Origin of the sequence: Paraburkholderia sp. SIMBA_054 (genome assembly GCF_046534875.1) — a bacterium.
Taxonomy (GTDB): Bacteria; Pseudomonadota; Gammaproteobacteria; order Burkholderiales; family Burkholderiaceae; genus Paraburkholderia; species Paraburkholderia hospita.
The window spans coordinates 118,574-140,438 of record NZ_JAWRXV010000017.1 but is presented as its reverse complement, the minus strand read 5'-3'; the positions used below and the strand labels follow the sequence as shown (position 1 = coordinate 140,438).

The window sequence follows — 21,865 nt, the reverse complement described above, 5'->3', positions numbered from 1 at the left end:
CTATCGAAGATTGGAAGGTTGGATCAGGCGTCGATCATCTGGTCGACGGTGGATAGCGGGCGGCGCGCGCCGCGCCTGGGCGCGTCGGGGATGCCATCCGGTGTGTGACCGGGCAACGCTGGGCCGGAGCGCATCAGCTTGAACATGTAGTAGATGCCCGTGCCGAACACGAGAAAGTAGATGACGACGAACGCCATCAACGAAATGCCGACCTGTTGCGCGGAGAGCGGCGACACGGCTTCGACGGTGCGCTTGACGCCATACACGACCCACGGCTGACGGCCGACTTCCGTCGTCACCCACCCGGCGAGCAGCGACAGAAAGCCCGTCGGTCCCATCGCGATCGCGATGCGGTGGAACCACTTCGCGTCGTACAGCTTGCCGCGCCGGCGCAGCGCCCATGCGGCGAGTGCGAAGGCGATCATCGCGACGCCGAGGCCCGCCATCACGCGGAAGCTCCAGAACACGACGGTCGAATTCGGGCGGTCTTCTTTGGGGAAACTCTTCAACCCGCGGATTTCGCCGTCCCAGGTATGCGTGAGGATCAGGCTGCCGAGGTGGGGAATCGACACGGCGTACTTCGTGGTTTCCGCCTGCATGTCGGGGATGCCGAACAGGTTCAGCGCAGTGCCGCCTTTCTCCGTGTCCCACAGACCTTCGATCGCCGCGATCTTCGCGGGCTGGTGTTCGCGCGTGTTCAGTCCATGCGCGTCGCCGACGAAGGCCTGAACGGGCGCGAGGACCAGCAGCATCCACAGCGCCATCGAGAACATCTTTTTGACTGCGTTGTCGCGCCGTCCCTTGAGCAGATGCCATGCACCGACGGCCGCGACGACGAGCGCCGTGACGATGAAGGCGGCGATCGCCATGTGCGCGAGGCGGTAGGGGAACGACGGATTGAAGATGATCTTGAACCAGTCGACGGGGACGACGTGGTTATCGACGATATCGAAGCCTTGCGGCGTCTGCATCCAGCTATTGGACGCGAGAATCCAGAACGTCGAGATCAACGTGCCGATCGCGACCATCAGCGTCGCGCCGAAGTGCGCGCGCGGGCTGACGCGTTGCCAGCCGAACAGCATGATGCCGAGAAAGCCTGCTTCGAGGAAGAACGCGGTCATCACCTCGTACATCAGCAGCGGGCCGGTGACGGGGCCGGCGAACGACGAGAAGCCCGACCAGTTCGTACCGAACTCGTAGCTCATGACGACGCCGGAGACGACGCCCATGCCGAAGGCCACGGCGAAGATCTTCGACCAGAACAGACAAAGATCTTTGTAGTAGGCCTTACCAGTTTTGAGCCAGCGCCATTCGAGGACGGCGATGAAGCTGGCGAGCCCGATGCTGAGCGCGGGAAAGATGATGTGAAACGAGACCGTGAACGCGAACTGCATGCGGGCCAGGTCGAAGGCGGAGATTGCGGTGGTCATGTGTCCGAATCCGGGTGACAACGCGCGTCGACTGGTGTTGGCGCGCACTGCGTTTCGTGCAGATGACCGCAAGCGTAGGGGAATGTGGGTTGTTTTGCTGCGGCGCTTTGTGTGGCGATTTGGCGCAGATCGGCGTTTCTGTGGGCGTGATTTTTTGCTGTAAGCAGTTGATCTGGATCAGGATTTGGATTTGCTGGTCTGCGCGGCGGTCGCATGCATTCGCGAGGGAAGTGCGGCAATCGACCGCGTCGCAGCACGCTGTTTGTCGATGTCGCGCGACGCGGTTGTGCGGTGGGATGTCGCAGTGGGTTTTGTTTTTGTCTGCGACGCTGGGTGGTCCGATTTGTTTTGCGCGGGCCTCCGCGATGCGTTTGGCTTTTATGCCTCTGTGGTGACATCCGCGTCACGGTGATTGCTGTTCACACGTTGCACCTGTGCGGCGCGGCAGCTACTTTGTCTGCGACGGCGGCTGGTTGGTTTGCTCGTGTTTTCGCTGGCATCCGCGTTATGGTGTTTGCCGTTCAAGCGTCGCCCCTGTGCGGGGCGGCACCTACTTTTCTTTGCCGCCGCAAAGAAAAGTAGGCAAAAGAAAGCGGCTAACACCGCCAACATTTCTTCTTGCCTGAGGGCCCCCAACCGGTCCTACGCTTCACACGGCAACGTCCTTGTTCGCGTGCGTTGCAAACGCGCTGAACGAGCGCCTCACCCGCTTCGAATTCCAACACACGGGCTAGCGGCAGCGAATGGTATGTGCCGCCCAGGTGGCAAACTGTGTGTAGGTTGCCGCGGCGTATAGCTTGGCGCTCTTACACGGTGGAACACGTGCGCTATCGGTCCGAAGTGAGGCATGTGTAGCGCTACGGCCTACACACAGTTTGCCACCTGGGCGGCGGTGGAATATCTGGCACGGCATGCTGCGACGCGGGCGCGTGAAGTGGGTGAGACGCACCGCAAGAGCGCTGGCAACAAGCATGAGTCACGTGATTGCCGTGTGAAGCGTGGGACCGGTTGGGGGCCCTCAGGCAAGAAGAAATGTTGGCGGTGTTAGCCGCTTTCTTTTGCCTACTTTTCTTTGCGGCGGCAAAGAAAAGTAGGTGCCGCCCCGCACAGGGGCGACGCTTGAACGGCAAACACCATAACGCGGATGCCAGCTAAAAAGCAGACACACCCCGGAAAACGCGCGTGCCCAGGTAAGTCACACCGCGGATGCCAGCGCAATGCAAACCGGACCCCCCAGCGTCGCAGACAACAAAAACCCCTTACCCAACATCAGACCAAAGCTTCCCACCCGTAGCCCAATTCTCCCGTTTGACATCAATAAGCACAATATCAACAGAATTCGGCTCGACACTCAGCGACTCGCACGTCGCCTTCGTGATGGCCTCAACGAACTGGCGCTTCTGCTCAACGGTACGACCTTCAAAAAGCTCGATATGAAAAGTAGGCATGTCTCGTATCCCTTAGAAAAAAATTCAATCCTTATACGAAGCATCGATGCGATCAAGCTTGCGCAACAACGCCGGCCATTCAATGGCACCTTCAACAGCGCCCCCATCGTAAAGCTGTTCAGCCGTGCGCTCAGCCACGGCCTCCGATGGCAACACCAGCGCGCCGCCGCCCGCCTGCGCAAGCAATTGAATCTCGCAAGCCTTGATGAGTGTCGCCATCAGCACATACGCTTCCGCAACCGTGCGGCCTGTCGTCAGCGTACCGTGATTACGCAATAGCATCGCCGGCTTGTCGGCGAGATCCGCAACGAGGCGCCCGCCCTCCGCCGGCGTGAACGCAAGGCCCTCGTAATCGTGATACGCAAGATACCCATGAAAACGCAGCGCATGCTGCGAGCCCGGCAAGAGCCCATCCTTTTGCAGCGACACGGCAATGCCCGCCGTATTGTGCAGATGCATCACGCAAAACGCGTCGGCGCGCGCCGCGTGAACAGCCGCGTGCAACGCAAAGCCTGTCGCGTTCACCGGGTGCTCGCTCGCACCGACGATGTTGCCCGCGATATCGATCTTCACCAGATTCGACGCGCACACTTCATCGAACGAAAGGCCGAACGGATTGATCAGAAAATGACCGGGCTCGTCGGGCACGCTCGCGGAAATATGCGTGTAGACGAGATCGTCCCAGCCGTTGAGCGCCGCAAGCCGGTACGCGGCCGCGAGTTCGACGCGCGTGCGCTGCTCCGCCTCCGACATGAGCTTCGACTGCGCAATGCGGCCCGCAGGCGTATGAGCGAACGACGACATGACGTCTCCTGTTGCTGGCCGCTTCAGCCCTCGGGCGAAACGGCACGGGTTGTTTTCTCTCGACGCCCTAAGCCCGCAGATCTCTCAATCGCGGAATCAGGAGCGCGGTTCGGGTTGCTAGCGCTTGTGCGGCGAGTATCGCGCATCAGCAAGCGCATCGTCCACGTCGCGACGACGAACGGCGCCGTCATCGCCGGCAGGCCCGACACAATGGCAGCCTGCTGCATCGCGACGGATACGCCCACGCCAGCGAGCGCCGCCAGTACGCCGCAATCGGCCAGAGCGAGCGCGGTGAGCGCGCCATTGAATCCTAACAGGCCCGCCGCGAGCGATGCACTATCCACGCCGATCAGCCAGTGCGCCGATGTCGCGAGCGCCGCGCCTGCGAGCGCAAACAGCGCGGAGCGCATCGATGACAGTGCAATGCCGCCAAGTATCAACACGCCCGCCAGCGCGCTGCACGCAAACGATGTCTGCGCAACACCCGTCAGCAAGCCGCGCATGGGATCGAACCACGAATCCGCGTCGCTCGCGACAACGTGCGCCGGCGCCAGATAAACAAGCGGCAGCCACGCCCACGTCACAAGCAGGCAAGGACTCGAATAAAAGCCAAGGCCGCGCGAGCGCAATAACCGCGTCCACGGTCCGAGCAGCCATGCAGCCGCCGTCGCCGCGAGTATCGCAACGGCCATCGCGGTGGCGTCGTCGGCGATGAAGGTGAACGCGGCGAGTCCCGCGAGCGCGCCGTTGAAGCCGTGCAGTCCGTCGCGCGTATCGGCGGGATCGTAGCCGCGCAACACGGCGCCGACGTTCGCCGCGATCGCGCCCGTCAGCGCGGCGCATGCGAGGCGCGCATCGCTGACGAGCCACGCGGCCAGCACGCACGCGCCCGTCGCCGCGTTCCGTTGCAGGACGATCTGGCCGAAGCTGCGCAACAGCGTGCGCAATGCATCGAATGGTTCTTCCTGGAGCGCTGCGGACATGGGGCGATACCGTTTCAACTGACGTGACGAAGACGTGACAAAGCCGCGCGAGGCGGAACTCACGCGGCGCTTTCGATTCGAAGCAGACGAAACGCGAGCATAGGGCAGGCGAGGCGCGAGCGGCATGCGCGCGCGTTGATAGCGGCTATTTGAGCGAGGCGGTCGGGCGACTCACCAGGCGCGTGGCGCGTTACGATGTCATCCATGGGCGCGTCATTCCTGGCGACCCCACACAGGAGACAGATTCATGCGTGAAGTGCGTTGGACCCCGGAAGAGGGCGAAGGCGTCGAGCATCTCGCATTCGACGCGCGCGTCGACGGCTTTTACGCCGAAAGCGTGCTGGTCGGCGAGCGCGATGACCGCGCGTACGGTCTCATGTACCGCGTGAAATGCGATCCGCAATGGCGCACGCTGCATGCGTGGCTGAAGGTGACGGGCGGCCCCGAACTCGAATTGCACGGTGACGGCGATGGCAACTGGCGCGATGGACATGGGCTCGTATTGCCGTCGCTGGCGGGCTGCATCGATATCGACATCGCCGCCACGCCGTTCACGAACACGCTGCCGATCCGCCGCCTGAAACTGGCTAAGGGCGCGCGCGAGCCGATTGGCGTCGTGTTCATTTCGACGCCCGATTTGCAGGTCTCGCGCGTCGAGCAGGCGTACACGTGCATCGAGCCGGACAGCGAGTATCGCTACGAAGGCATCGACACCGGCTTCGCGGCGGAATTAAAAGTGGACGAGGACGGACTCGTCATCGACTATCCGATGATGTTCACGCGCACGTTGCCGCTAGTCTGACGCGACGCTTCACGCTCGCCGATGAATGCGTCGATGCTGGCCGCGACGCGCGCCGGTTCGCGCAGCACGCTCCTTCAAACGTTTCGGTGCAGTGCGTGCAGCCGCTTCAGCCGCTTCAGTCGCTGGTGGCTTCGGCGTCGGCGGGCAGTGCCTCGCTGCCCTGTCCGAGCGTGCGCTGCATCACCGTCGAGTCGAGCCATCGGCCATGCTTGAAGCCGACCGCCTTCAACGTGCCGACCAGTTCGAACCCGGCGTTACGGTGCAGCGACAGCGAGCCGCCGCGTCCGCCATCGGCGATGACGGCGATCATCTGGCGCCACGGGCCTTGTTCGCATCGCTCGATGAGCTCCGCGAGCAGCGCGCGTCCGACGCCGCGGCCACGGTACGCATCGTCGATATAGATCGAGTCTTCGATCGTAAAGCGATACGCGATTCGCGGACGATAGAGCGTCGCATACGCGTACCCCGCGAGCTTGCCGTCGACAATCGCCACGATATACGGCAAGCCATGCGAAAGCACGGCGGCGCGGCGCTGCCTCAAATCGTCGACGGACGGCGGCGTCTCTTCGAACGAAGCGACGCCTGTCAGAACGTGGTGCGCGTAGATGGCCTGGATGGAGTGGAAGTCGGCGTCGGTGGCGTCGCGGATGACGGGCGCGGCGGCCGGGGAGGTCTCGCTCATTGTGTCGGGCTTACTGTGTCGAGGCTGGAAAGCTCTCACTATGCCTGCGGCGTGCGAGGAAATGAAGCGGGTCAAAAATGGCGGCGGTGTGCGCCAGGGGAGCCGATGACGGTGAGCCGATCCAGGATGGTGAGTAAATCCAGGATGGTGAGCCAATCCAGGAGCAACAACTTTCGCTCGTCAGCGTTCATCGACGCGCCGGTACAATTCGAACCAGCCATGCCGATGCCACACATAGAGTGCCTTCCCGCTTGCAGGAGCAACCATGTCGACCGCTTCGTACGCCCACAAGCCGCTGACGCCGTTTCACCGCGCGCTCGCGCGCTTCTCGCTTTCGGAAAACGCCAAGTACGTGAAGCTCGCGCTCGGGCTGTGGATCGGCTTCTGGATTCCCTATAGCCTCGGTTATCCCGAAGCGGCCGTCGCGCTCGCCAGTTCGACGATGCTCACGCTCGCGCTCGGCAGCTCGATCTCCGCCGCGCGCGGCTACTTCTATCGACGCGTGATGTCGAACGTCGTCGCGATGCCGATCGCCACGCTCGTGATCTGGCTCACGGCGCCGCATCTGTTGCTCGGCACGCTGCTGCTGCCGCTCGTGATCTTCGCGATCGTGCGCCTGAGGCCGTCGCTGTTCCAGATGACGAGCATCACGATTCCGATGACGCTCGTGCTCTACACGGGCGAACATATTCCGCTGCTCGAACAGCGCCTGATCGGCGTCGTGCTGGGCATGCTGCTCGGCTTCATCATCCAGCAGATCGTCTTTCCTCCCGATCACGGCTTCTGGGCGAATCGTCTCGTCAACGATGGCAACGAACAGGCGTTGCAAGCGCTCGGCCAACTCGCGTCGGGCCAGCACGATTCGGCGCAACTGAAAACGATCATCGGCCAGTTGCGCAAGTCGAGCACCGACCTGAAAGAATCGCACGGCCTGCTCAAGCTCGATCTGGAGCAGGCGTGGATGTCGCCTCATCTGCAGCGTAATCGCGACCGGCTGCCGCTGTTCTGGTGTTATCACGAACTGTTCGACTCGCTCGTCAACTTCCTGGAGACGCTCGATACGTTTCACGAGCAGTTCACAGCGCTCGATCCCCGCTGGCGCGAAGCGTTTCTCGCCGGGCTCGCCAGACTGCTCGACGCGCACGGCAAGCTCGCGCTGGTGGCCGATCTGCGTGTCGAACGCGCGGCGCTCGAAGCGAAGCCCTTGCAGATGGATGCATTGCGCGACATCGTCGATACCTTGCCCGCCCGGCGTATTCACGAGCGTCTATCTGGGCCATCTGACGGGTTACGGCATTCTGCTGTGCCGGCTGAGCGACATGCATACGCAGCATCTGGCGGCCGCGCAGCCATCGACTGCGACGTGAGGCGCGTCGCAAAAGACGCGTCGACAAGCGGCATGTGAAGAAGCCCTCTATACCACGGGCCGCCCGCGTACCGAACTGTCGATTAACATGCGTGCTTTTGCAACGTTAGCCTCGCCTCTGCGAGCTTTGTCATGAACCTGCTGTTACGTCTGTTCCTCACTTTCATGTTGAGTCCGCGTCGCGGACATCTGCACGTGCTCGATACCTGCGTCACGCCGTTTCGCGTGTGGCCCAACGATCTCGACGTGCTGCGCCATATGACGAACGGCCGTTACTTCACGATCCTCGATCTGGCGCGCGTCGACCTGATGATCCGCTCGCGCGTATGGCCGCAGATCAAACAGCAGGGCTGGTATCCCGTCGTCACGCTGGAGACGATGCGCTTTCATCGCTCACTGGAGCTATGGGACCGCTACGACGTGGCGACGCGCGTGATCGGCTGGGACGAGCGGCATGTGTTCCTCGAGCAGGCGTTTATCCGCGATGGCGTGCAGGTTGCGCTGGGCGTCGTGCGTACGCGCTTTCTGAAGCGCAGCGGCGGCACCGTGCCGACGGGCGAGCTGCTCGGGCTGGCGGGCGTCACGCAGGCGTCGCCCGCGTTGCCCGATTGGGTCGTGCAGTGGAGCGCGGCGGAAGGCGGGATGACGCCGCCCGCCGCACCGCGCGAGATGTCCGCGCGGGGTTGAACGGCACGCGACGCGCTCGCTGAGATGCGCGTCGCGCCAAGCCAAGGTCAGGCGCGTGCCGTTGCATGCGGCACGACGACCGCGCCATGCGGTCCATCGCCCCCCGGTCCACCGCCAGGACCACCGCCGCCGGGCCCACCACCGTGGCCCGGCCCGCCGCCCCAGCCAGGCCCCGGTCCCCACCAGCATCCGGACAACGTGGCGGTCAATGCGGCCATGACGGCCAGAATCGCGAGCTTGCGCATCGATTGCTCCTTCAATGAGTTGTGCGTGTCGCTGCACCGCTGCGAGCATGCGCGGCGCAGTGCGAAGCCGCACCTTACCCATCCTGGGCCAATCGCGTTTAACAGCCTCGTTACAGAATCAACAGAAGTTTTCGAGCCGCGGCGTGCTCGACATGCAGTGGAAGGTCGCGTGAAGGCCCGCCACGCATAGGGTTCCGCGTTTTCGCTGCGCGCCGACACCCGTCACGCTTTGTCTGACTTTGTAAGGAGCGTTAAGGCATTCGCAGGCGAGCCACGTCGCCTTACTTCTTCTTGCGCCGCTTGCTGTTCGCCTCGCGCCATTCGATCATCGCGCGCAGCAGCACGACGCTCTGCTCATCGATGATCGCGCAGAGCTGCTTCAGCCGTTCACCATCGATCGACTTCCACTGCAATGCCGCCAATGCCGTGCAGCGTGTCAGATGAAAGGACACGAGCTGTCCGTTGATCGCCAGCAGCCGGATCACCGTTTCGGGATCTTCAGCAGGTCTTCCCAGCAGGCGCCCGACGATCTCCGAACTCACGCTCAGAAGCGGCTTGCGCATGCGCTCGTTCAGGCGTTCGGCGGCGAACGCCGGGCCGAGTCCCGCCTGCTCGCGCGCCATGAACAGCCGCCAGGTGGCAGGCGTCTCCGTCGTGAACAGATAACTGGCGACGCGCGTCTGAATCGCGCGAAACGCGTCGATCAGTGCGTCGTCGGAAGGGGTCGCGTCGAGCACGGCCTGCGCGGCCTCGACGGCATCCGCGAAATAGTCCGCCACGTTCGCCATGATGTATTCGACGCAGGCCTGATAGACGCCTTCCTTGTTGTCGAAGTAATACACGAGCGCGGGCGCGTTGACGCCCGCATGCTCGGCGATGTCGCGCGTGGATGCGCCTTCGAAGCCGCGTTCGCCGAACAGGCTCAGCGCCGCTTCGATGATCTTCGCGCGGGTCTCTTCGCCGCGCTGGTAGCCGCCTTCCGCTGCGGGGCGGTGTCTCGGTGTGCGTGTCGTCACGTTGCTTTAGCTTTGCATGGGACTGGGGTAGGCGCTAAAGGGCCAACCCCAGTCGACAGGAAATGAGTAGGTGATGAGCGGAAAGGTAAAAGGTAAGGATCGTAAAAACAATACTGTTGACTAAATTGTATCAACTGGAATAATTATAACGATCGGTATAAATTTATCTGAGGTCAACATGTCAGCCACTTTGCCCGTCGAAGAATCGGTGCGCGCCACGAGCGCGCAACGGTCCAGAAAGAAGGGCGTATTTCTCATCATCGGCGGCGTCGCCGTGCTTGGCGCGATGGCGTGGGGCGCGCACTGGTGGACGGTGGGGCGCTTCATCGAAAGCACTGACGACGCGTATCTGCAAGCCGACGGCATGACCGTCGCGCCGAAGGTGTCGGGCTACGTGGCCGACGTGCTGGTCGGCGACAACCAGACTGTCAAACGCGGCCAGCCGCTCGTGCGGCTCGATAGCCGCCAGTACGACGCGGTGCTCGAACAGGCGAACGCGACCATCGCCGCGCGCCGCGCCGACATCCTGCGTGGCGAAGCGGAACTCTCGCAGCAGCAGGCGGCCATCGCGCAAGCCCGCGCGCAACTCGACGGCGCGAGCGCGAACGAGGCCCACGCCGCCGATCAGGTCAAGCGCTATGAGCCGCTCGCCGCGACGGGCGCCGAAACGGGCGAACGCGTCGCCGAGCTGCGCAACACGCAGCGTCAGGCGAGCGCCACACGCGCCGCGGATGCCGCCGCGCTGCAAAGCGCTGAACGCCAGATCGCGACCACGCACGCCGCGATCGAACAGGCGCGCGCGCAACTGACCGCCGCCGAGGCAAGCGCACGCCAGGCGCAACTCGACACGCAGGACACGGTGCTCAAGAGTCCCATCGACGGACGCGTCGGCGACCGCAGCGTGCGCGTCGGTCAATACGCGCAGCCGGGCTCGCGCTTCATGACGATCGTGCCCGTGCAGGATGTGTATCTCGTCGCGAACTTCAAGGAAACGCAGATCGGCATGATGCGTGTCGGCCAGCCGGTGACGCTGCGCGTCGATGCGTTGCCGGGTACGAAGCTGCACGGCAAGATCGACAGCTTCTCGCCGGGCACGGGTTCGCAGTTCGCATTGCTGCCCGCTCAGAACGCGACGGGCAATTTCACGAAGATCGTGCAGCGCGTGCCCGTGCGCATCCGGCTCGACGTTGGGCAGGAAACGCGCAAGGTGCTGCTGCCGGGTTTGTCGGTGAACGTCGACGTGGACACGCGCGGCGCGCGCGACAACGAAGCGCGCATCGAACGCGAGAACGGCCGTGGCTGAGCACGCGGCCGCAAACGCGGCCAACGCCACGGCCGCCGACTGGATAGCCGTGGCCGCGGGCGCGCTCGGCGCGCTGATGGCGACGCTCGACATCTCGATCACGAACTCCGCCTTGCCGCAGATTCAAGGGCAGATCGGCGCGACGGGCACCGAGGGCACATGGATATCGACGGGCTATCTGATGTCCGAGATCGTGATGATTCCGCTCGCCGCGTGGCTCACGCGCGTGTTCGGGCTGCGCAATTTCCTGCTTGGCAACGCAACGCTCTTTACGCTGTTTTCGATTCTCTGCGGGATGTCGCACAGCCTGCCGCAGATGATCGTCGGGCGGATCGGCCAGGGGTTCGCCGGCGGCGCGATGATTCCGACCGCGCAGACCATTGTCGCGACGCGGCTGCCGCGTCATCAGATGCCGATCGGCATGACGATGTTCGGACTGATCGTGCTGCTCGGGCCGTTGCTTGGGCCCGTGGTCGGCGGCTGGCTTGCGGAGAATATCGACTGGAGCTGGTGTTTCTTTCTCAACCTGCCGGTGGGCGTTGCGCTCGTCGTGCTGCTCGTCGCCGGGCTGGATAACGCGCGCACCAACTGGCAGCAGTTCGTGCGCGCGGACTGGCTCGGTATCGTCGGGATGGCGGCGGGTCTGAGTTCGCTGACCGTGGTGCTCGAAGAAGGGCAGCGCGAGCGCTGGTTCGAATCGCCGATGATCGTGTGGCTGAGCGTGGTCGCGGCTGCCGGCATCGTGCTGCTGCTCGCGGCGCAGTTCGTCTCGAAGCAGCCGATCGTGCGTCTGAAGCTGCTGACCAACGCGCGCTATGCGAGCGTGATCTTCATCGTCTTCACGGTCGGCGCGGGGCTGTACTGCGTGTCGTATCTGCTGCCGCAGTTTCTCTCCGGCGTGGCGGGCTATAACGCGCAGCAGTCGGGCGCTGTGATGCTGATGTCGGGTCTGCCCGCGTTTCTGATGATGCCCGTGCTGCCGCGTCTGATGGGACGCGTCGATACGCGTCTGCTCGTGATGGCGGGCCTCGCGTGTTTCGCGGGCAGTTGCATGCTCGACATTTCGCTGACGGCGCAAAGCGCGGGCGACGACTTCACGTGGTCGCAACTGCTGCGCGGCGTCGGCCAGGTGCTCGCGATGATGCCGCTGAACCAGGCATCGATGGCGGCCGTGCCGCGCGAACAGGCGGGCGACGCTGCGGGTCTCTACAACATGGCGCGCAACCTGGGCGGCTCGGTGGGGCTCGCGCTGCTCGGCACGTTCATCGACCGGCGCAATACGTTTCATGACGACATGATCCGCGAGTCGGTGACGGCGAATTCGCTGATCGGTCAGGAGCACGTCACGCAGAGCGCAGCGGGCTTCTTCGCGCAGCATGGCGACATGGCCTACGCGAAGATGCAGGCGCTCGGCCAGCTCGCGGCGCAGACGCAGTTGCAGGCGAGCGTGATCACGTTTTCAGAGACGTTCTACGTGCTCGCCGTCGCGCTGCTGCTGTGCATTCCTCTCGCTTTTCTTCTCAAGAAGCCGGCACCGGGCACGCCGTCGGCCGGACATTGAAACCTGTGATGAAGCCATTTGATTTTGCCGCTCAGCGCGGCGCTGCTGCCGCGCGCTCCGATTCCCGTTTTGTGTCGCGTCGCGTTTCGGTTGTCGCGGCGATGTTTTCGCCCGTCGCGGCTGCACTGACGTTGCTGCTCGCGGGCTGCACGGTCGGCCCCGACTACAAGGGCGCGCCCACCACGACCAACGCCAGCAGCTTCAAGCGTGCGCCCGACGGCGTCGTAGCGACTGCGCCGGGCGTCGCCGCGTGGTGGGTCGCGCTCAACGATCCGCAATTGACCGCGCTGATCGAAGCGGGGATCGGTAACAGCCCGGACCTGCGCGCGGCGCAGGCGCGCGTGCGCCAGGCGCGCGCCGGGCTGACGCAGCAGCAACGCAACGCGTTGCCGAAAGTCGGCGCGAGCGCGGCGTATCTGCGCATGCGCGAGCCCGATCTGTCGTCGCTGAGCGGCGATGGTTCCGGCTCGTCGGGCGGGCGTGGTCCCGTCGCGCTGTATCTGGCGGGCTTCGATGCGAGCTGGGAGCTCGATCTGTTTGGCGGCACGCGTCGCGCGGTCGAAGCGGCGTCGGCGGAAGCGGACGCGTCCGAAGCCGACCTCGCCGATACGCACGTGCAACTCGCCGCGGAAATCGGCAGTGCGTATGTCGGCTTGCGCGATCAGCAGCAGCGCATCGCGATCGTGCGCAAATCGGTGGAGCTCGAAGAGCATGTGCTGTCGCTGACCGAGCAGCGGCGCGAGCGCGGCGTCTCATCGCAAGTGGACGTTGAACGCGTACGCACGCAAGTCGAGAACACGCGCAACGCGCTCATTCCCCTCGATGCGCAGATCGCCGAATCGCTCGATGAACTCGCGCTTCTGACAGGCCGCGAGCCGGGCGCGCTCGACGACATGCTGAATCAACCCGCGCCGCTGCCCGCGTTGCCGCAGACGGTTGCCGTTGGCGACCCGGCGCAATTGCTGCGGCGGCGTCCCGATGTGCGCGCGGCCGAGCGGCGGCTCGCGTCACAGAGCGCGCAGATCGGCGAACGCGAAGCGGACTGGTTTCCGAAAGTCACGCTGTTCGGCAGCCTGAGCTTCAGCGCCGCGGACCCGGGCCATCTGGTGCGCAAGGACAACCTCACGTGGCTCGGGGTGCCATATCTGCAATGGAACGCTTTCGACTTCGGCCGCACGAAAGCGAAAGTCGATCAGGCACGTGCGTCGTTCGACGAAGCGCAGGCGAAGTACGAAAGCACAGTGCTCGGCGCGCTGCGCGATGCCGATGTCGCGCTGTCGCGTTACGGGCATGAGCGCGAGAACGTGGTCAGCCTGCGCACGGTCGAAGGGTCCGCGACGCGCGCAGCGACCTTGACCGAGCAGCGCTATCGCGCGGGCACGGCGACGGCGCTCGACTGGATCGACACGGAACGCACGCGCTATACAGCCGAGCAGAATCGCGTACAGAGCGACGCGCAGCTGATCAAGGACTACGTCGCGTTGCAGAAGAGCCTGGGGCTTGGCTGGGAAGGTATCGCGTCTGCGCAGTAGTCGTGCGAGAGGACGAAAAGAAAAAACGCCACTGCGTGATATGCGCAGTGGCGTTTTTTTGTGCTCGTCGCATCAACGCGATTTCACTTTCCGCACAACAGCAGCAGACGCTCCTGATCGGAGCACGGACGTTTGTTCACTTTCGGCGCGGCAGGTTGCTGCTGCACCGCTGCCGTCGCGCCGCCCGCCGGCATCGACGCCCGGCGCGCAATGCACGAGCGCAAATGCCGCTCGATAGGCGGATAGTATTGCCAGCCTTTCGTGAGCGGCGGCAGTTCGAGCTTTACCTGCTTCCACTTCGGATGGCCCTTTTCCTGCAACACGTCGAAGTTCTCGCACAGTGAATCAGCGAAGCGGTTCAGGTTGCTCACCGTGTCGCGCAGGCCGTAGTCATAGGTGACGAGAAAGGCTTTCACGGTGAGCGTCGGCACGTCGTCCTTCAGCCAGTTCGGATAGCTGCTCTGGCGGATCGTCGCCGGGAAATACGTTTCCCTTGCGCGCGTGGTTTCGGACGCGTTGGGATCGGCGCGCAAGATGCGGATCTGCGCGAGCAGATCGGGATTCATATCGGTGAAGAGCTTGGCCGGCTGTCCCGCGACGATCACGGCCACGTCGATCTTCTTCACGACGAGCGCGGCAATCGCGTCTTCGTTGGAAAGACTCTGGACGTTCTGCTCGGGAATCGGCTGATTGAACATCAGGTGGTAGAGCGTGGTCGACGATTGCGCCGTGCCGCTGCCGATTGGACCGATGCTGATGACCTTGTCCTTGATCTCGTTGATCGTTTTCATCGACGAGTCGTCGCGCACGACGAAATAGATCTCCTCGTTGTAGAGCGGCATGATGAGGCGCAGCGGGCGGATCGTCGTGCCCGCGTCGGCATTGCCGGAATTGGCCATGTCGATATACGCCTGATACACATCCGATTGCACGAGCGCAAGCTTCACGCCCGGCTCGAAACGCATACGCTGCACGTTCTCCGCGGAGCCTTTCGACGGCATCACTTCGAGGTCGATGCCCGCGGGCTGCGCGACATACTTCGCGAGATCGGCGCCGATCTGGATGTACGTGCCGCGCTCCTGTCCGGTGACGATCTTGTAGTGCGCGCTGACCCCGGCCGCGACGGCCAACGACGCGATCATCAAGCACACCAGTCCCGTCAATCCCGTCAGCATTTTTTTGAGCATGGTCTACCTACCTTATGGTGTGTTGAACAGCATGCGCCAACGGCTGACGCGCATGTTCCGTTACATCAGGCATTGCAATGCGTTAAGTAGCTTCGTTTTCTCGATTGCGTGACGTGCTCTTCTTGCTCTACTGTTTGTTCGCTGACGGCGCCTTTTTCCAGCCCGATTCGCGGATCGCGCGCATTTGCGCTTCGATGCTGCTGGCGGCCGTGTTCGTTGCTGGGGGAGTGGCTGCGTTGTTCGTCGTTGCCGCGTTGTTCGTGGGCATGGTGGGCGCCGGCGCTGCGTTCGCGTTGGCTTGCGGCGTCGTGGCGCGCGGCGCGGCCGCGGTTGCGCCCGACAGCGGTTTCCAGCCCGTCGTAAGAATCACGCGTTCGAGCAGCGCCTGCGCATCGACGCTGCTGACGTCGATCGCGAGCGCTTGCGCTGCGCGCTCGCGCACGCAACCCCATAACTTGTCTTTCGCACAGGTGGTCGCAACGCCGAGCGCAACGTCACGTTTGTTCTCGCGATCCTTCAGATCGCTTTGCATCTGCATCGCTTCCGCATTGCTCGCCTCGACAGACAGTGCGTCTGATAGCGCAGACTGCGCTTCGGCGAGGTTGTTGTGCGTGAGCGCGGCGCGCGCCGCGCGCAATGCATCGGGCACGTCCCGGTAGTGCTGGGCCACGCGCGGGCGCGGCGGCGCGATGGGCGCGAGCGGCGTCTTCGCGGCGGGCACGTTGGTCACGTTGGCGGTCGGTGTGTTGCGCGCACTTTGCGGCGCGGCGTACGGTGAAATCGATCCGCCCGACGTGCTTGCGCTGTTCGTCGCTTCGTCCGTGGCCGTGTCCTGCCTGTGGTTGTCGCCGAGCAGCAGATAGCCCGCGTAGCCGAGCGCGACGATGAAGAGCAGCAGCACGACGCCCTTCGTGGCGAGCCAGCGGCCGGCCGATTGCCGTAGCGGTGGCGGCCCCTCGATCGGCGGAACGGGAAGATCGGGCGAGGCGAGCGACGGGAGGCCGGCTGCCTCAGGGGTATGGACTTCGTCAGGAGCGGGCGGTTGTGTGTCGACGGCTCTCAGTTGCGTGCCGTTGCGTTTGCGCTGGGTTCGTTCGAGAGGATGATCGGCGCCGCAGTACGGGCAGAATTCGACATGCTGATACAGCACACCCCCGCACCGTGTGCACGGCGTTGGGAAACCCTGGGCAGGTGACGTTTCAGCAGACATGCTTAACCCCAACCAGTTGTAGGCGATGCCATTTCGGCATGCTCAGGATCGAAGTTGAAGCAAACTCGCAGTTGGCGGAACTCGCGATCCACATGCGCTGGGTAGCGGCCGGCCCAGTCCTTTCGTTACGGGGCCGCTGTGTGTGCCAATATGGTTTCTTTCGCTCGTCGCGTCAATCGACGTTGTTACCTACCGAACACAAACGTGTCGTGATTTCAGGGGGAAAACGAACGCGCATCAGGGTTTTTGCATAGACGCGAATACAACGTGGCGCGTCACTGATTAATCATAGGAAACACATCGTTCAGATCAAAGGCCGGCGTGCAAAGCGGCCGGCCCATGTATGTGAAAACTGCAGAGCATGTCGAATGAATGCTGCACGACTTTTGTGCGTGATGTTGAGCGTGAGTGTGCTTCTGTTTGCTAGCGTTTGTCCGTTTTCGCCAGAGCGTTACTGCTTGCGCAGCGGATGATCTCTCAACAGCCATGCAAGCGCGAACGCGAGCACTACCACACACGCCGCGACGATATACACCGTATGCAATGCGCTTGCGAACGCCTGCAGATAATCGTCGCGCAACACGGCAGGCAAGTGATGAATCGCAGTGGGGCCGAGCGCGTGCGGCAGTTCGGTGTCGGGCGGAATCAGCGCTTGCAGGCGCGAAGCGAGTCCGTTCGAAAAGATCGCGCCGAATGCCGCGACGCCGACCGAGCCGCCAATCGAACGGAACAGCGTCGCGCCCGACGTCGCCGTGCCGAGATGCTTGAACGGCACGGCATTCTGCACGGCGAGAATCAGTACTTGCATCACCATGCCGAGACCGCAGCCGAGCACGCCCATGTACGCATACATGACGTGAACGGGTGTCTCGAGCTTGAGCGTGGTCAGCAGAACCATTGCTACGCCGACGAGGAACGTGCCCATGATCGGGAACATCCGGTACTTGCCGATCCGGCTGATGATGCGGCCCGTGATGATCGACATCAGCAGCACGCCGCCCATCATCGGCAGCATCTGCATGCCTGCTTCCGATGGCGTCGAATTTTTCACCACCTGCAGATACATCGGCAGGAACGTCACCGAGCCGAATAGCGACACGCCGACGATGAACCCGATCGCGCTCGACAGCAGGAACGTGCGGTCGCGAAACAGGTCGAGTGGCATGATCGGCTCGACGGCGAGACGCTCTTCATAGATGAATCCGCCGATGCAGATGAACGCGAGCAGCAGCGTGCACCAGAGTTGCGGCGATGTCCACGGCAGCACCGTGCCGCCCTGGCTCGTGAACAGGATCAGGCAGGTGAGGGCGCCGGCGAGAAAGACCGCGCCCATGTAGTCGATGGTGTGCTTTACATGCGCGACGCGTGGCTTGAACACAGCGCCGATCACGAGCAGCGCGACGATGCCGAGCGGCACGTTGATATAGAAAATCCAGCGCCACGACAGATGGTCGACGAGAAAGCCGCCCATCATCGGACCGATCACGGTCGCCAGACCGAATACGCCGCCGAACACGCCCTGAAAGCGGCCGCGCTCCGCAGGCGGAATCACGTCGCCGATCGCCGCCATCGTGATCACCAGTAGTCCGCCGCCGCCCAGCCCTTGCAACGCGCGCAGCAGGATCAGTTGCGTCATGTTCTGCGCGACGCCGCAGAGTGCCGAGCCGATCAGAAACAGCACGATGGCCGTCTGCAGCACGACCTTGCGGCCGAACAGGTCGCCGAACTTGCCATACAGCGGCACGACGATCGTCGACGTCAGCAGGTATGCAGTGACGACCCACGACAGGCTGTCCAGCCCGCCAAGCTCGCCGACGATAGTAGGCAGCGCCGTCGACACGATGGTCTGGTCGAGCGCGGCAAGCAGCATCACCAGCAGCAGCACCGGAAACAGCACGCGAAGAGACGGGCGCTCGATGGCTGCGGGCGCCGCTTCGGCAGGAAGAGTGGGGCTCTGCATCTGGGCTTCCATGGCGTTCAAGATGCCTTGAAATTAATTAACATGAAGATTAATATATGACGTATTCCAGCGTTCGTCAAATTCATGGTCATGGCAACAAAATCGGCAGCGGTAGCGGGTTCGGATCAGGCTGAGCAGGCGTTTCAGGCGCGGGGCGGCGACGACGCAAGCGCACAAGGCGCGCCCGCTGGGCGCCGGCCCGGCCGTCCTTCCGGCAGCGGGCGCGGACCGGAGCAGCGCGCCCGTCTGCTGGACGCGGCGCTCGCGCTGTTCGCGCGGCAGGGCATCGTCGATACGACGCTCGGCCAGGTCGCGCGCGAGGCCGGTTTCACGCCCGCGATGATGCATTACTACTTCAAGACGCGTGATCAACTGCTCGACGTGTTGATCGACGAGCGCTTCCTGCCGTTGCGCGCGAAGCTAAGTGGCTCTTTTCAGACGCATCCCGACGACCCCATCGCAGGGATCACGCTGCTCGCGCAGCGGCTCGTCGAAGTGGCGGGCGATTATCCGTGGTTCCCGTCGCTGTGGATCCGCGAAGTGATCAGCGAAGGCGGCCTGCTCAAGCAGCGCATGCACGAGCGCTTCGGTAACGCGAACCAGAAAAGCGGCATCGAGTTCATCGAGAAATGGCAGAAGGAAGGCAAGCTCAATCGGGAGCTGGAGCCGTCGCTGGTTTTTCTGTCGGTGATCGGACTCACGATCTTGCCGCTCGCGACGTCGTCGATGTGGCGCAACGACCCGGTGCGCCGCAAGCTGACAGCCGACGACATCGCGCGTCATGCGGTCGCGCTGCTTACACACGGCGTCACCCCGCCTGCTGCAGCGTGAACGGCGTTGGATCAAAATAGCGGAAGGCGCCTGGGCACCGAGTCCGGCGCGGCACGCTACGTGCTTCATGCTATGCGTTTCGCAAGTCTGCTTTCGGACGGTCACGCAAGCGCCTTGCGCAATCGTCACCATGGCGCGGTGTGTTCTGCCGTCAAGCTATATGCCGAAGCGGACAAGCGCACAGTCGCTTGCAACTCGTTCGGTAAAATTGAGTCCGACTGAACGATATGCGCCGCGCGACGGCACGCGCAGTCACGAATTTGCGAAACAGGGGAGTTTGTCGGACGAACAGCGCGTCCGTCACTCGTTGGTAAGAACGTGCATACGAGAGTAGAAACGTTGAACCGTTTTCCGCTGCCGGCGCTGGCGCGGTACACATTGCGTTAGATACATCATGGCCACGTCAGAGTGCATAACCAGCTTTTCAAGCCATAACATCAAGATGAACGGAGTATTGAGGCTCGATCAGGCCACGATCGTGCTCGTGGAAGACGATCCGCAGAACAGGGAATCGTTGAAGATTTTGCTCGAATCGGAAGGCGCCCACGTCATCGCCGTGGCGGATGCGGAAGAGGGTGTCGAGGCGGCCGTGCGGGCGTTGCCCGATGCGGTCGTCTGCGATCTCGATCTGCCCGCTATGGACGGCTTCTATCTGATTCAGCGTGTACGGGATCACGAGATTCGCGGCGATCATTCACCTTCGGTCGCAGTGGCCCTGACGGGCCATACCGATGAAGCCTACCGGCTGCGCAGCATCGGCGAAGGATTCCAGCATTTCATGACGAAGCCGGCGCCGCCCGAGGCGCTGGTGACGCTATTGCATGACGCGATAGGCGCGCGCGCCGCCGGTTTGACCTGACGCTCGAACCGCGGCGCTTTGACGGGTGTGTTCAGCTGCCGGCGGCTTGCGCCGCCTGGCACGCGGAACACAACCCTTTCAGCTCGATTCCATCACCGGCGAGCCGGTATCCTGCGTTTTCGATTTGCGCGACGAGTGCTTCGCGCAGCGCCGGCTGATGCAGTTCGGTGACGTTGCCGCATTGCTGGCACACCACCAGAATGCCGTGCTGGCATTGCGTGAGATCGTGGCAGACGGCGAACGCGTTGATCGACTCGATCTTGTGCACGAGCCCGGCGGACAGCAGGAAATCCAGCGCGCGATACACGGTGGGCGGCGCGGAGCCAGGGTGAATCTGACGCATGTCGTCGAGCAGCGAATACGCCTTGGTGGCGCGGCCCGACGTCAACAGCAACTCCAGCACCTTGCGGCGGATCGGCGTGAGCTTTTCGCCGCGCTCGCGGCAGTATTCTTCGGCCAGCGCGAGCGCCGCCTCGGCCGAGGCAGGCGTGCCGTGCGCGTGATCGTGATGCGGGTCGTCCGCGTGCGAATGCACGTGATCTGCGGCATGCGCGTGATGCGAATGACCCGGCGTGGATGCAGCGTCGGCAGCGGTTGGCTTGGCGTTTTTCATCCGCTGATTATACGGTGCGTCAATCGAGCTTCACGTCGAACCCGCGCTTCACGCCCGGACGTGCGAACAGCGTCTCGTACCAGCGCTTCACGTTCGGAAACTCGGCGAGATCGACCTTGTGGCGCTCGTGCCGCCACGCCCAGCCGAGAATCGCGAAGTCGGCGATCGACAGGTCGCCCGCCACGTATTCGCTTTTGGCAAGGCGCGCGTCGAGCACTTTGTACAAGCGCCGCGTTTCGGTGGAAAAGCGCTTGAGGCCGTAGCGCTTGTCGTCTTCGGAAGCGAGCGCCGCGAAGTGATGCACCTGGCCCGGCATCGGGCCGAAGCCGCCCATTTGCCACATCAGCCATTCGAGTACGGGCACCCGGTCGCGCAGGCTCTGCGGCAGGAATTTGCCCGTCTTTTCGCCGAGATACAGCAGGATCGCGCCCGATTCGAACACGCTGATCGGCTTGCCGTCCGGTCCGTCGGGATCCACGATCGCGGGAATCTTGTTGTTCGGGCTGATCGCGAGAAAGTCCGGGTCGAACTGCTCGTCCTTCGTGATGTTGATCAGCTTGACGGCGTACGGCAGTGCCATTTCTTCGAGGGCGACGCTGATCTTGCGGCCGTTCGGCGTGCCCCATGCATAAAGCGAGATAGTCATATTCAGGTCAGATCGAAGTCGACGTATAGCTTGAAGCCGGAGCGGGTCGACAGCCGCTGATACCAGCGTTCGAGATTCGGCAGCGACGCACGCTCGACGCCCGGCAGCCCGAACCAGCGCTTCGCATACGCGCCCAGCACGATGTCCGCCAGCGTGAACTTCTCGCCTTCGATGAAGAAGCGCCCTTGCAGGTGCGCATCGAGCATCTTCCACAGCTTCGCGACGTTGTCGATGTCGGCGGCGAGCTTCGCGTTGTCGCGCTCGGCCTCGGGCGTGCGCACGATGGCCCAGAACACGGGACGCTCGGCGGGCTGCAGCGTGGACAGCGACCAGTCGAGCCAGCGGTCGATGCTGGCGCGCGCCTTCGGTTCATCGGGGTAGAGTACGCTCGATTCGCCGTACTGCATGACGAGATAGCGCAGGATCGAATTCGATTCCCACAGCGTGTAGTCGCCGTCGACGAGCGTCGGCACCTTGCCCGTTGGGTTTATCGCGAGATATTCGGGTTCGTCGTTACGGCCGAACTGCAGGCCGGCGTCGATGCGGTTGTAGGGCAAGACCAGCTCGTCGCACACCCACAGGATCTTCTGCACATTGACCGAGTTGGCGCGTCCCCAGACTGTAATCATCCGGTAATCCTCTTTCGTCTTCTTGATTGGCAAGCCGCGCTGCGCGCGGCGTTCAACCAGCAACGATACAC

At 63.2% G+C, this 21,865-nt stretch carries 21 protein-coding genes; 8 read left to right on the top strand and 13 right to left on the bottom strand.

The genetic code is table 11. The annotated features are described in order from the left end of the window. Window positions 1–23 precede the first annotated feature (23 nt). The 4 genes from SB822_RS21820 to SB822_RS21805 all read right to left on the bottom strand — a co-directional run bounded on the left by SB822_RS21820 (window position 24) and on the right by SB822_RS21805 (window position 4,665). Window positions 24–1,430: a cytochrome ubiquinol oxidase subunit I gene (locus tag SB822_RS21820; RefSeq protein WP_410855623.1), complete on the bottom strand. Its 1,407-nt coding sequence runs from the start codon at window positions 1,428–1,430 to the stop codon at window positions 24–26. Window positions 1,431–2,689: 1,259 nt separating this feature from the next. Beyond that, a complete protein-coding gene (locus SB822_RS21815) occupies window positions 2,690–2,878 on the bottom strand; it encodes a 4-oxalocrotonate tautomerase (protein ID WP_410855622.1) in 189 nt (62 codons plus the stop codon). Window positions 2,879–2,902: 24 nt separating this feature from the next. Beyond that, window positions 2,903–3,682: a class II aldolase/adducin family protein gene (locus SB822_RS21810; protein WP_410855621.1), complete on the bottom strand. Its 780-nt coding sequence runs from the start codon at window positions 3,680–3,682 to the stop codon at window positions 2,903–2,905. Window positions 3,683–3,705: 23 nt separating this feature from the next. Next, the gene (locus SB822_RS21805) at window positions 3,706–4,665 is read right to left on the bottom strand and encodes an urea transporter (RefSeq protein ID WP_410855620.1); all 960 of its coding nucleotides are present in this window, start codon (window positions 4,663–4,665) and stop codon (window positions 3,706–3,708) included. A gap of 247 nt (window positions 4,666–4,912) precedes the next feature. Here SB822_RS21805 and SB822_RS21800 point away from each other — a divergent pair, with 247 nt between their 5' ends. Continuing rightward, the gene (locus SB822_RS21800; RefSeq protein ID WP_410855619.1) at window positions 4,913–5,467 is read left to right on the top strand and encodes a putative glycolipid-binding domain-containing protein; all 555 of its coding nucleotides are present in this window, start codon (window positions 4,913–4,915) and stop codon (window positions 5,465–5,467) included. 115 nt (window positions 5,468–5,582) lie between these two features. On the opposite strand, the gene SB822_RS21795 is transcribed toward SB822_RS21800, so the two are convergent. Further along, entirely contained in the window at window positions 5,583–6,149 is a 567-nt protein-coding gene (locus tag SB822_RS21795) for a GNAT family N-acetyltransferase (protein WP_086919323.1), read from the bottom strand. 265 nt (window positions 6,150–6,414) lie between these two features. Between SB822_RS21795 and SB822_RS21790 the strand changes: the two genes are divergently transcribed. After that, window positions 6,415–7,554: an aromatic acid exporter family protein gene (locus SB822_RS21790; protein WP_410855618.1), complete on the top strand. Its 1,140-nt coding sequence runs from the start codon at window positions 6,415–6,417 to the stop codon at window positions 7,552–7,554. A gap of 93 nt (window positions 7,555–7,647) precedes the next feature. Continuing rightward, window positions 7,648–8,202: an acyl-CoA thioesterase gene (locus SB822_RS21785; RefSeq protein ID WP_410855617.1), complete on the top strand. Its 555-nt coding sequence runs from the start codon at window positions 7,648–7,650 to the stop codon at window positions 8,200–8,202. Window positions 8,203–8,249: 47 nt separating this feature from the next. Here SB822_RS21785 and SB822_RS21780 read toward each other — a convergent pair whose 3' ends face one another. Next, window positions 8,250–8,447, bottom strand: coding sequence for a hypothetical protein (locus tag SB822_RS21780; RefSeq protein ID WP_007743683.1), 198 nt, complete (start codon window positions 8,445–8,447; stop codon window positions 8,250–8,252). A 281-nt stretch (window positions 8,448–8,728) separates the two neighbouring features. Next, entirely contained in the window at window positions 8,729–9,463 is a 735-nt protein-coding gene (locus tag SB822_RS21775; protein ID WP_410855616.1) for a CerR family C-terminal domain-containing protein, read from the bottom strand. A gap of 178 nt (window positions 9,464–9,641) precedes the next feature. Between SB822_RS21775 and SB822_RS21770 the strand changes: the two genes are divergently transcribed. The 3 genes from SB822_RS21770 (at window position 9,642) to SB822_RS21760 (ending at window position 13,859) form a co-directional block, all read left to right on the top strand. Then, window positions 9,642–10,766 carry an HlyD family secretion protein gene (locus SB822_RS21770; protein ID WP_007743681.1) on the top strand — a complete coding sequence of 375 codons (1,125 nt, stop codon included), beginning with the start codon at window positions 9,642–9,644 and terminating at the stop codon, window positions 10,764–10,766. Continuing rightward, window positions 10,759–12,327, top strand: a complete 1,569-nt coding sequence (locus SB822_RS21765) for an MDR family MFS transporter (RefSeq protein WP_410855615.1) — start codon at window positions 10,759–10,761, stop codon at window positions 12,325–12,327. Before SB822_RS21770 ends, SB822_RS21765 begins: the two co-directional genes overlap by 8 nt. A gap of 101 nt (window positions 12,328–12,428) precedes the next feature. Then, complete coding sequence (locus tag SB822_RS21760; protein ID WP_410855645.1) at window positions 12,429–13,859, top strand: efflux transporter outer membrane subunit; 1,431 nt, start codon at window positions 12,429–12,431, stop codon at window positions 13,857–13,859. An 83-nt stretch (window positions 13,860–13,942) separates the two neighbouring features. On the opposite strand, the gene SB822_RS21755 is transcribed toward SB822_RS21760, so the two are convergent. From SB822_RS21755 to SB822_RS21745, 3 genes are all read right to left on the bottom strand, one after another. Continuing rightward, window positions 13,943–15,046, bottom strand: coding sequence for a TAXI family TRAP transporter solute-binding subunit (locus SB822_RS21755; RefSeq protein WP_007588692.1), 1,104 nt, complete (start codon window positions 15,044–15,046; stop codon window positions 13,943–13,945). Between the two features lie 127 nt (window positions 15,047–15,173). Next, complete coding sequence (locus SB822_RS21750; RefSeq protein ID WP_244196732.1) at window positions 15,174–16,196, bottom strand: zinc ribbon domain-containing protein; 1,023 nt, start codon at window positions 16,194–16,196, stop codon at window positions 15,174–15,176. A 511-nt stretch (window positions 16,197–16,707) separates the two neighbouring features. After that, window positions 16,708–18,216 (bottom strand): MDR family MFS transporter, encoded by a 1,509-nt coding sequence (locus tag SB822_RS21745; RefSeq protein WP_410855614.1) that lies wholly within the window; start codon window positions 18,214–18,216, stop codon window positions 16,708–16,710. 84 nt (window positions 18,217–18,300) lie between these two features. On the opposite strand from SB822_RS21745, the gene SB822_RS21740 reads away from it, so the two are divergent. Together SB822_RS21740 and SB822_RS21735 are read left to right on the top strand one after the other, a co-directional pair. Continuing rightward, window positions 18,301–19,047: a TetR/AcrR family transcriptional regulator gene (locus SB822_RS21740; RefSeq protein WP_410855613.1), complete on the top strand. Its 747-nt coding sequence runs from the start codon at window positions 18,301–18,303 to the stop codon at window positions 19,045–19,047. Between the two features lie 394 nt (window positions 19,048–19,441). Then, entirely contained in the window at window positions 19,442–19,906 is a 465-nt protein-coding gene (locus SB822_RS21735) for a response regulator (RefSeq protein ID WP_007743670.1), read from the top strand. Window positions 19,907–19,937: 31 nt separating this feature from the next. Here SB822_RS21735 and SB822_RS21730 read toward each other — a convergent pair whose 3' ends face one another. Genes SB822_RS21730 through SB822_RS21720 form a run of 3 tightly spaced genes read right to left on the bottom strand, consistent with a single transcriptional unit; the run spans window position 19,938 to window position 21,794 of the window. After that, a complete protein-coding gene (locus tag SB822_RS21730; RefSeq protein WP_079489123.1) occupies window positions 19,938–20,519 on the bottom strand; it encodes a Fur family transcriptional regulator in 582 nt (193 codons plus the stop codon). A 19-nt stretch (window positions 20,520–20,538) separates the two neighbouring features. After that, window positions 20,539–21,165: a glutathione binding-like protein gene (locus SB822_RS21725; protein WP_007588684.1), complete on the bottom strand. Its 627-nt coding sequence runs from the start codon at window positions 21,163–21,165 to the stop codon at window positions 20,539–20,541. A 2-nt stretch (window positions 21,166–21,167) separates the two neighbouring features. Then, on the bottom strand, window positions 21,168–21,794 hold the full coding sequence (locus SB822_RS21720; protein WP_410855644.1) for a glutathione S-transferase family protein: 627 nt from the start codon (window positions 21,792–21,794) through the stop codon (window positions 21,168–21,170). Between the last annotated feature and the right edge of the window lie 71 nt (window positions 21,795–21,865).

Coding starts and splice junctions, on each gene's coding strand:
- SB822_RS21820 (WP_410855623.1), bottom strand. CDS start 1,430: ATGACCACCGCAATCTCCGCCTTCGACCTGGCCCGCATGCAGTTCGCG.
- SB822_RS21815 (WP_410855622.1), bottom strand. CDS start 2,878: ATGCCTACTTTTCATATCGAGCTTTTTGAAGGTCGTACCGTTGAGCAG.
- SB822_RS21810 (WP_410855621.1), bottom strand. CDS start 3,682: ATGTCGTCGTTCGCTCATACGCCTGCGGGCCGCATTGCGCAGTCGAAG.
- SB822_RS21805 (WP_410855620.1), bottom strand. CDS start 4,665: ATGTCCGCAGCGCTCCAGGAAGAACCATTCGATGCATTGCGCACGCTG.
- SB822_RS21800 (WP_410855619.1), top strand. CDS start 4,913: ATGCGTGAAGTGCGTTGGACCCCGGAAGAGGGCGAAGGCGTCGAGCAT.
- SB822_RS21795 (WP_086919323.1), bottom strand. CDS start 6,149: ATGAGCGAGACCTCCCCGGCCGCCGCGCCCGTCATCCGCGACGCCACC.
- SB822_RS21790 (WP_410855618.1), top strand. CDS start 6,415: ATGTCGACCGCTTCGTACGCCCACAAGCCGCTGACGCCGTTTCACCGC.
- SB822_RS21785 (WP_410855617.1), top strand. CDS start 7,648: ATGAACCTGCTGTTACGTCTGTTCCTCACTTTCATGTTGAGTCCGCGT.
- SB822_RS21780 (WP_007743683.1), bottom strand. CDS start 8,447: ATGCGCAAGCTCGCGATTCTGGCCGTCATGGCCGCATTGACCGCCACG.
- SB822_RS21770 (WP_007743681.1), top strand. CDS start 9,642: ATGTCAGCCACTTTGCCCGTCGAAGAATCGGTGCGCGCCACGAGCGCG.
- SB822_RS21760 (WP_410855645.1), top strand. CDS start 12,429: ATGTTTTCGCCCGTCGCGGCTGCACTGACGTTGCTGCTCGCGGGCTGC.
- SB822_RS21755 (WP_007588692.1), bottom strand. CDS start 15,046: ATGCTCAAAAAAATGCTGACGGGATTGACGGGACTGGTGTGCTTGATG.
- SB822_RS21745 (WP_410855614.1), bottom strand. CDS start 18,216: ATGCAGAGCCCCACTCTTCCTGCCGAAGCGGCGCCCGCAGCCATCGAG.
- SB822_RS21740 (WP_410855613.1), top strand. CDS start 18,301: ATGGTCATGGCAACAAAATCGGCAGCGGTAGCGGGTTCGGATCAGGCT.
- SB822_RS21735 (WP_007743670.1), top strand. CDS start 19,442: ATGGCCACGTCAGAGTGCATAACCAGCTTTTCAAGCCATAACATCAAG.
- SB822_RS21730 (WP_079489123.1), bottom strand. CDS start 20,519: ATGAAAAACGCCAAGCCAACCGCTGCCGACGCTGCATCCACGCCGGGT.
- SB822_RS21725 (WP_007588684.1), bottom strand. CDS start 21,165: ATGACTATCTCGCTTTATGCATGGGGCACGCCGAACGGCCGCAAGATC.
- SB822_RS21720 (WP_410855644.1), bottom strand. CDS start 21,794: ATGATTACAGTCTGGGGACGCGCCAACTCGGTCAATGTGCAGAAGATC.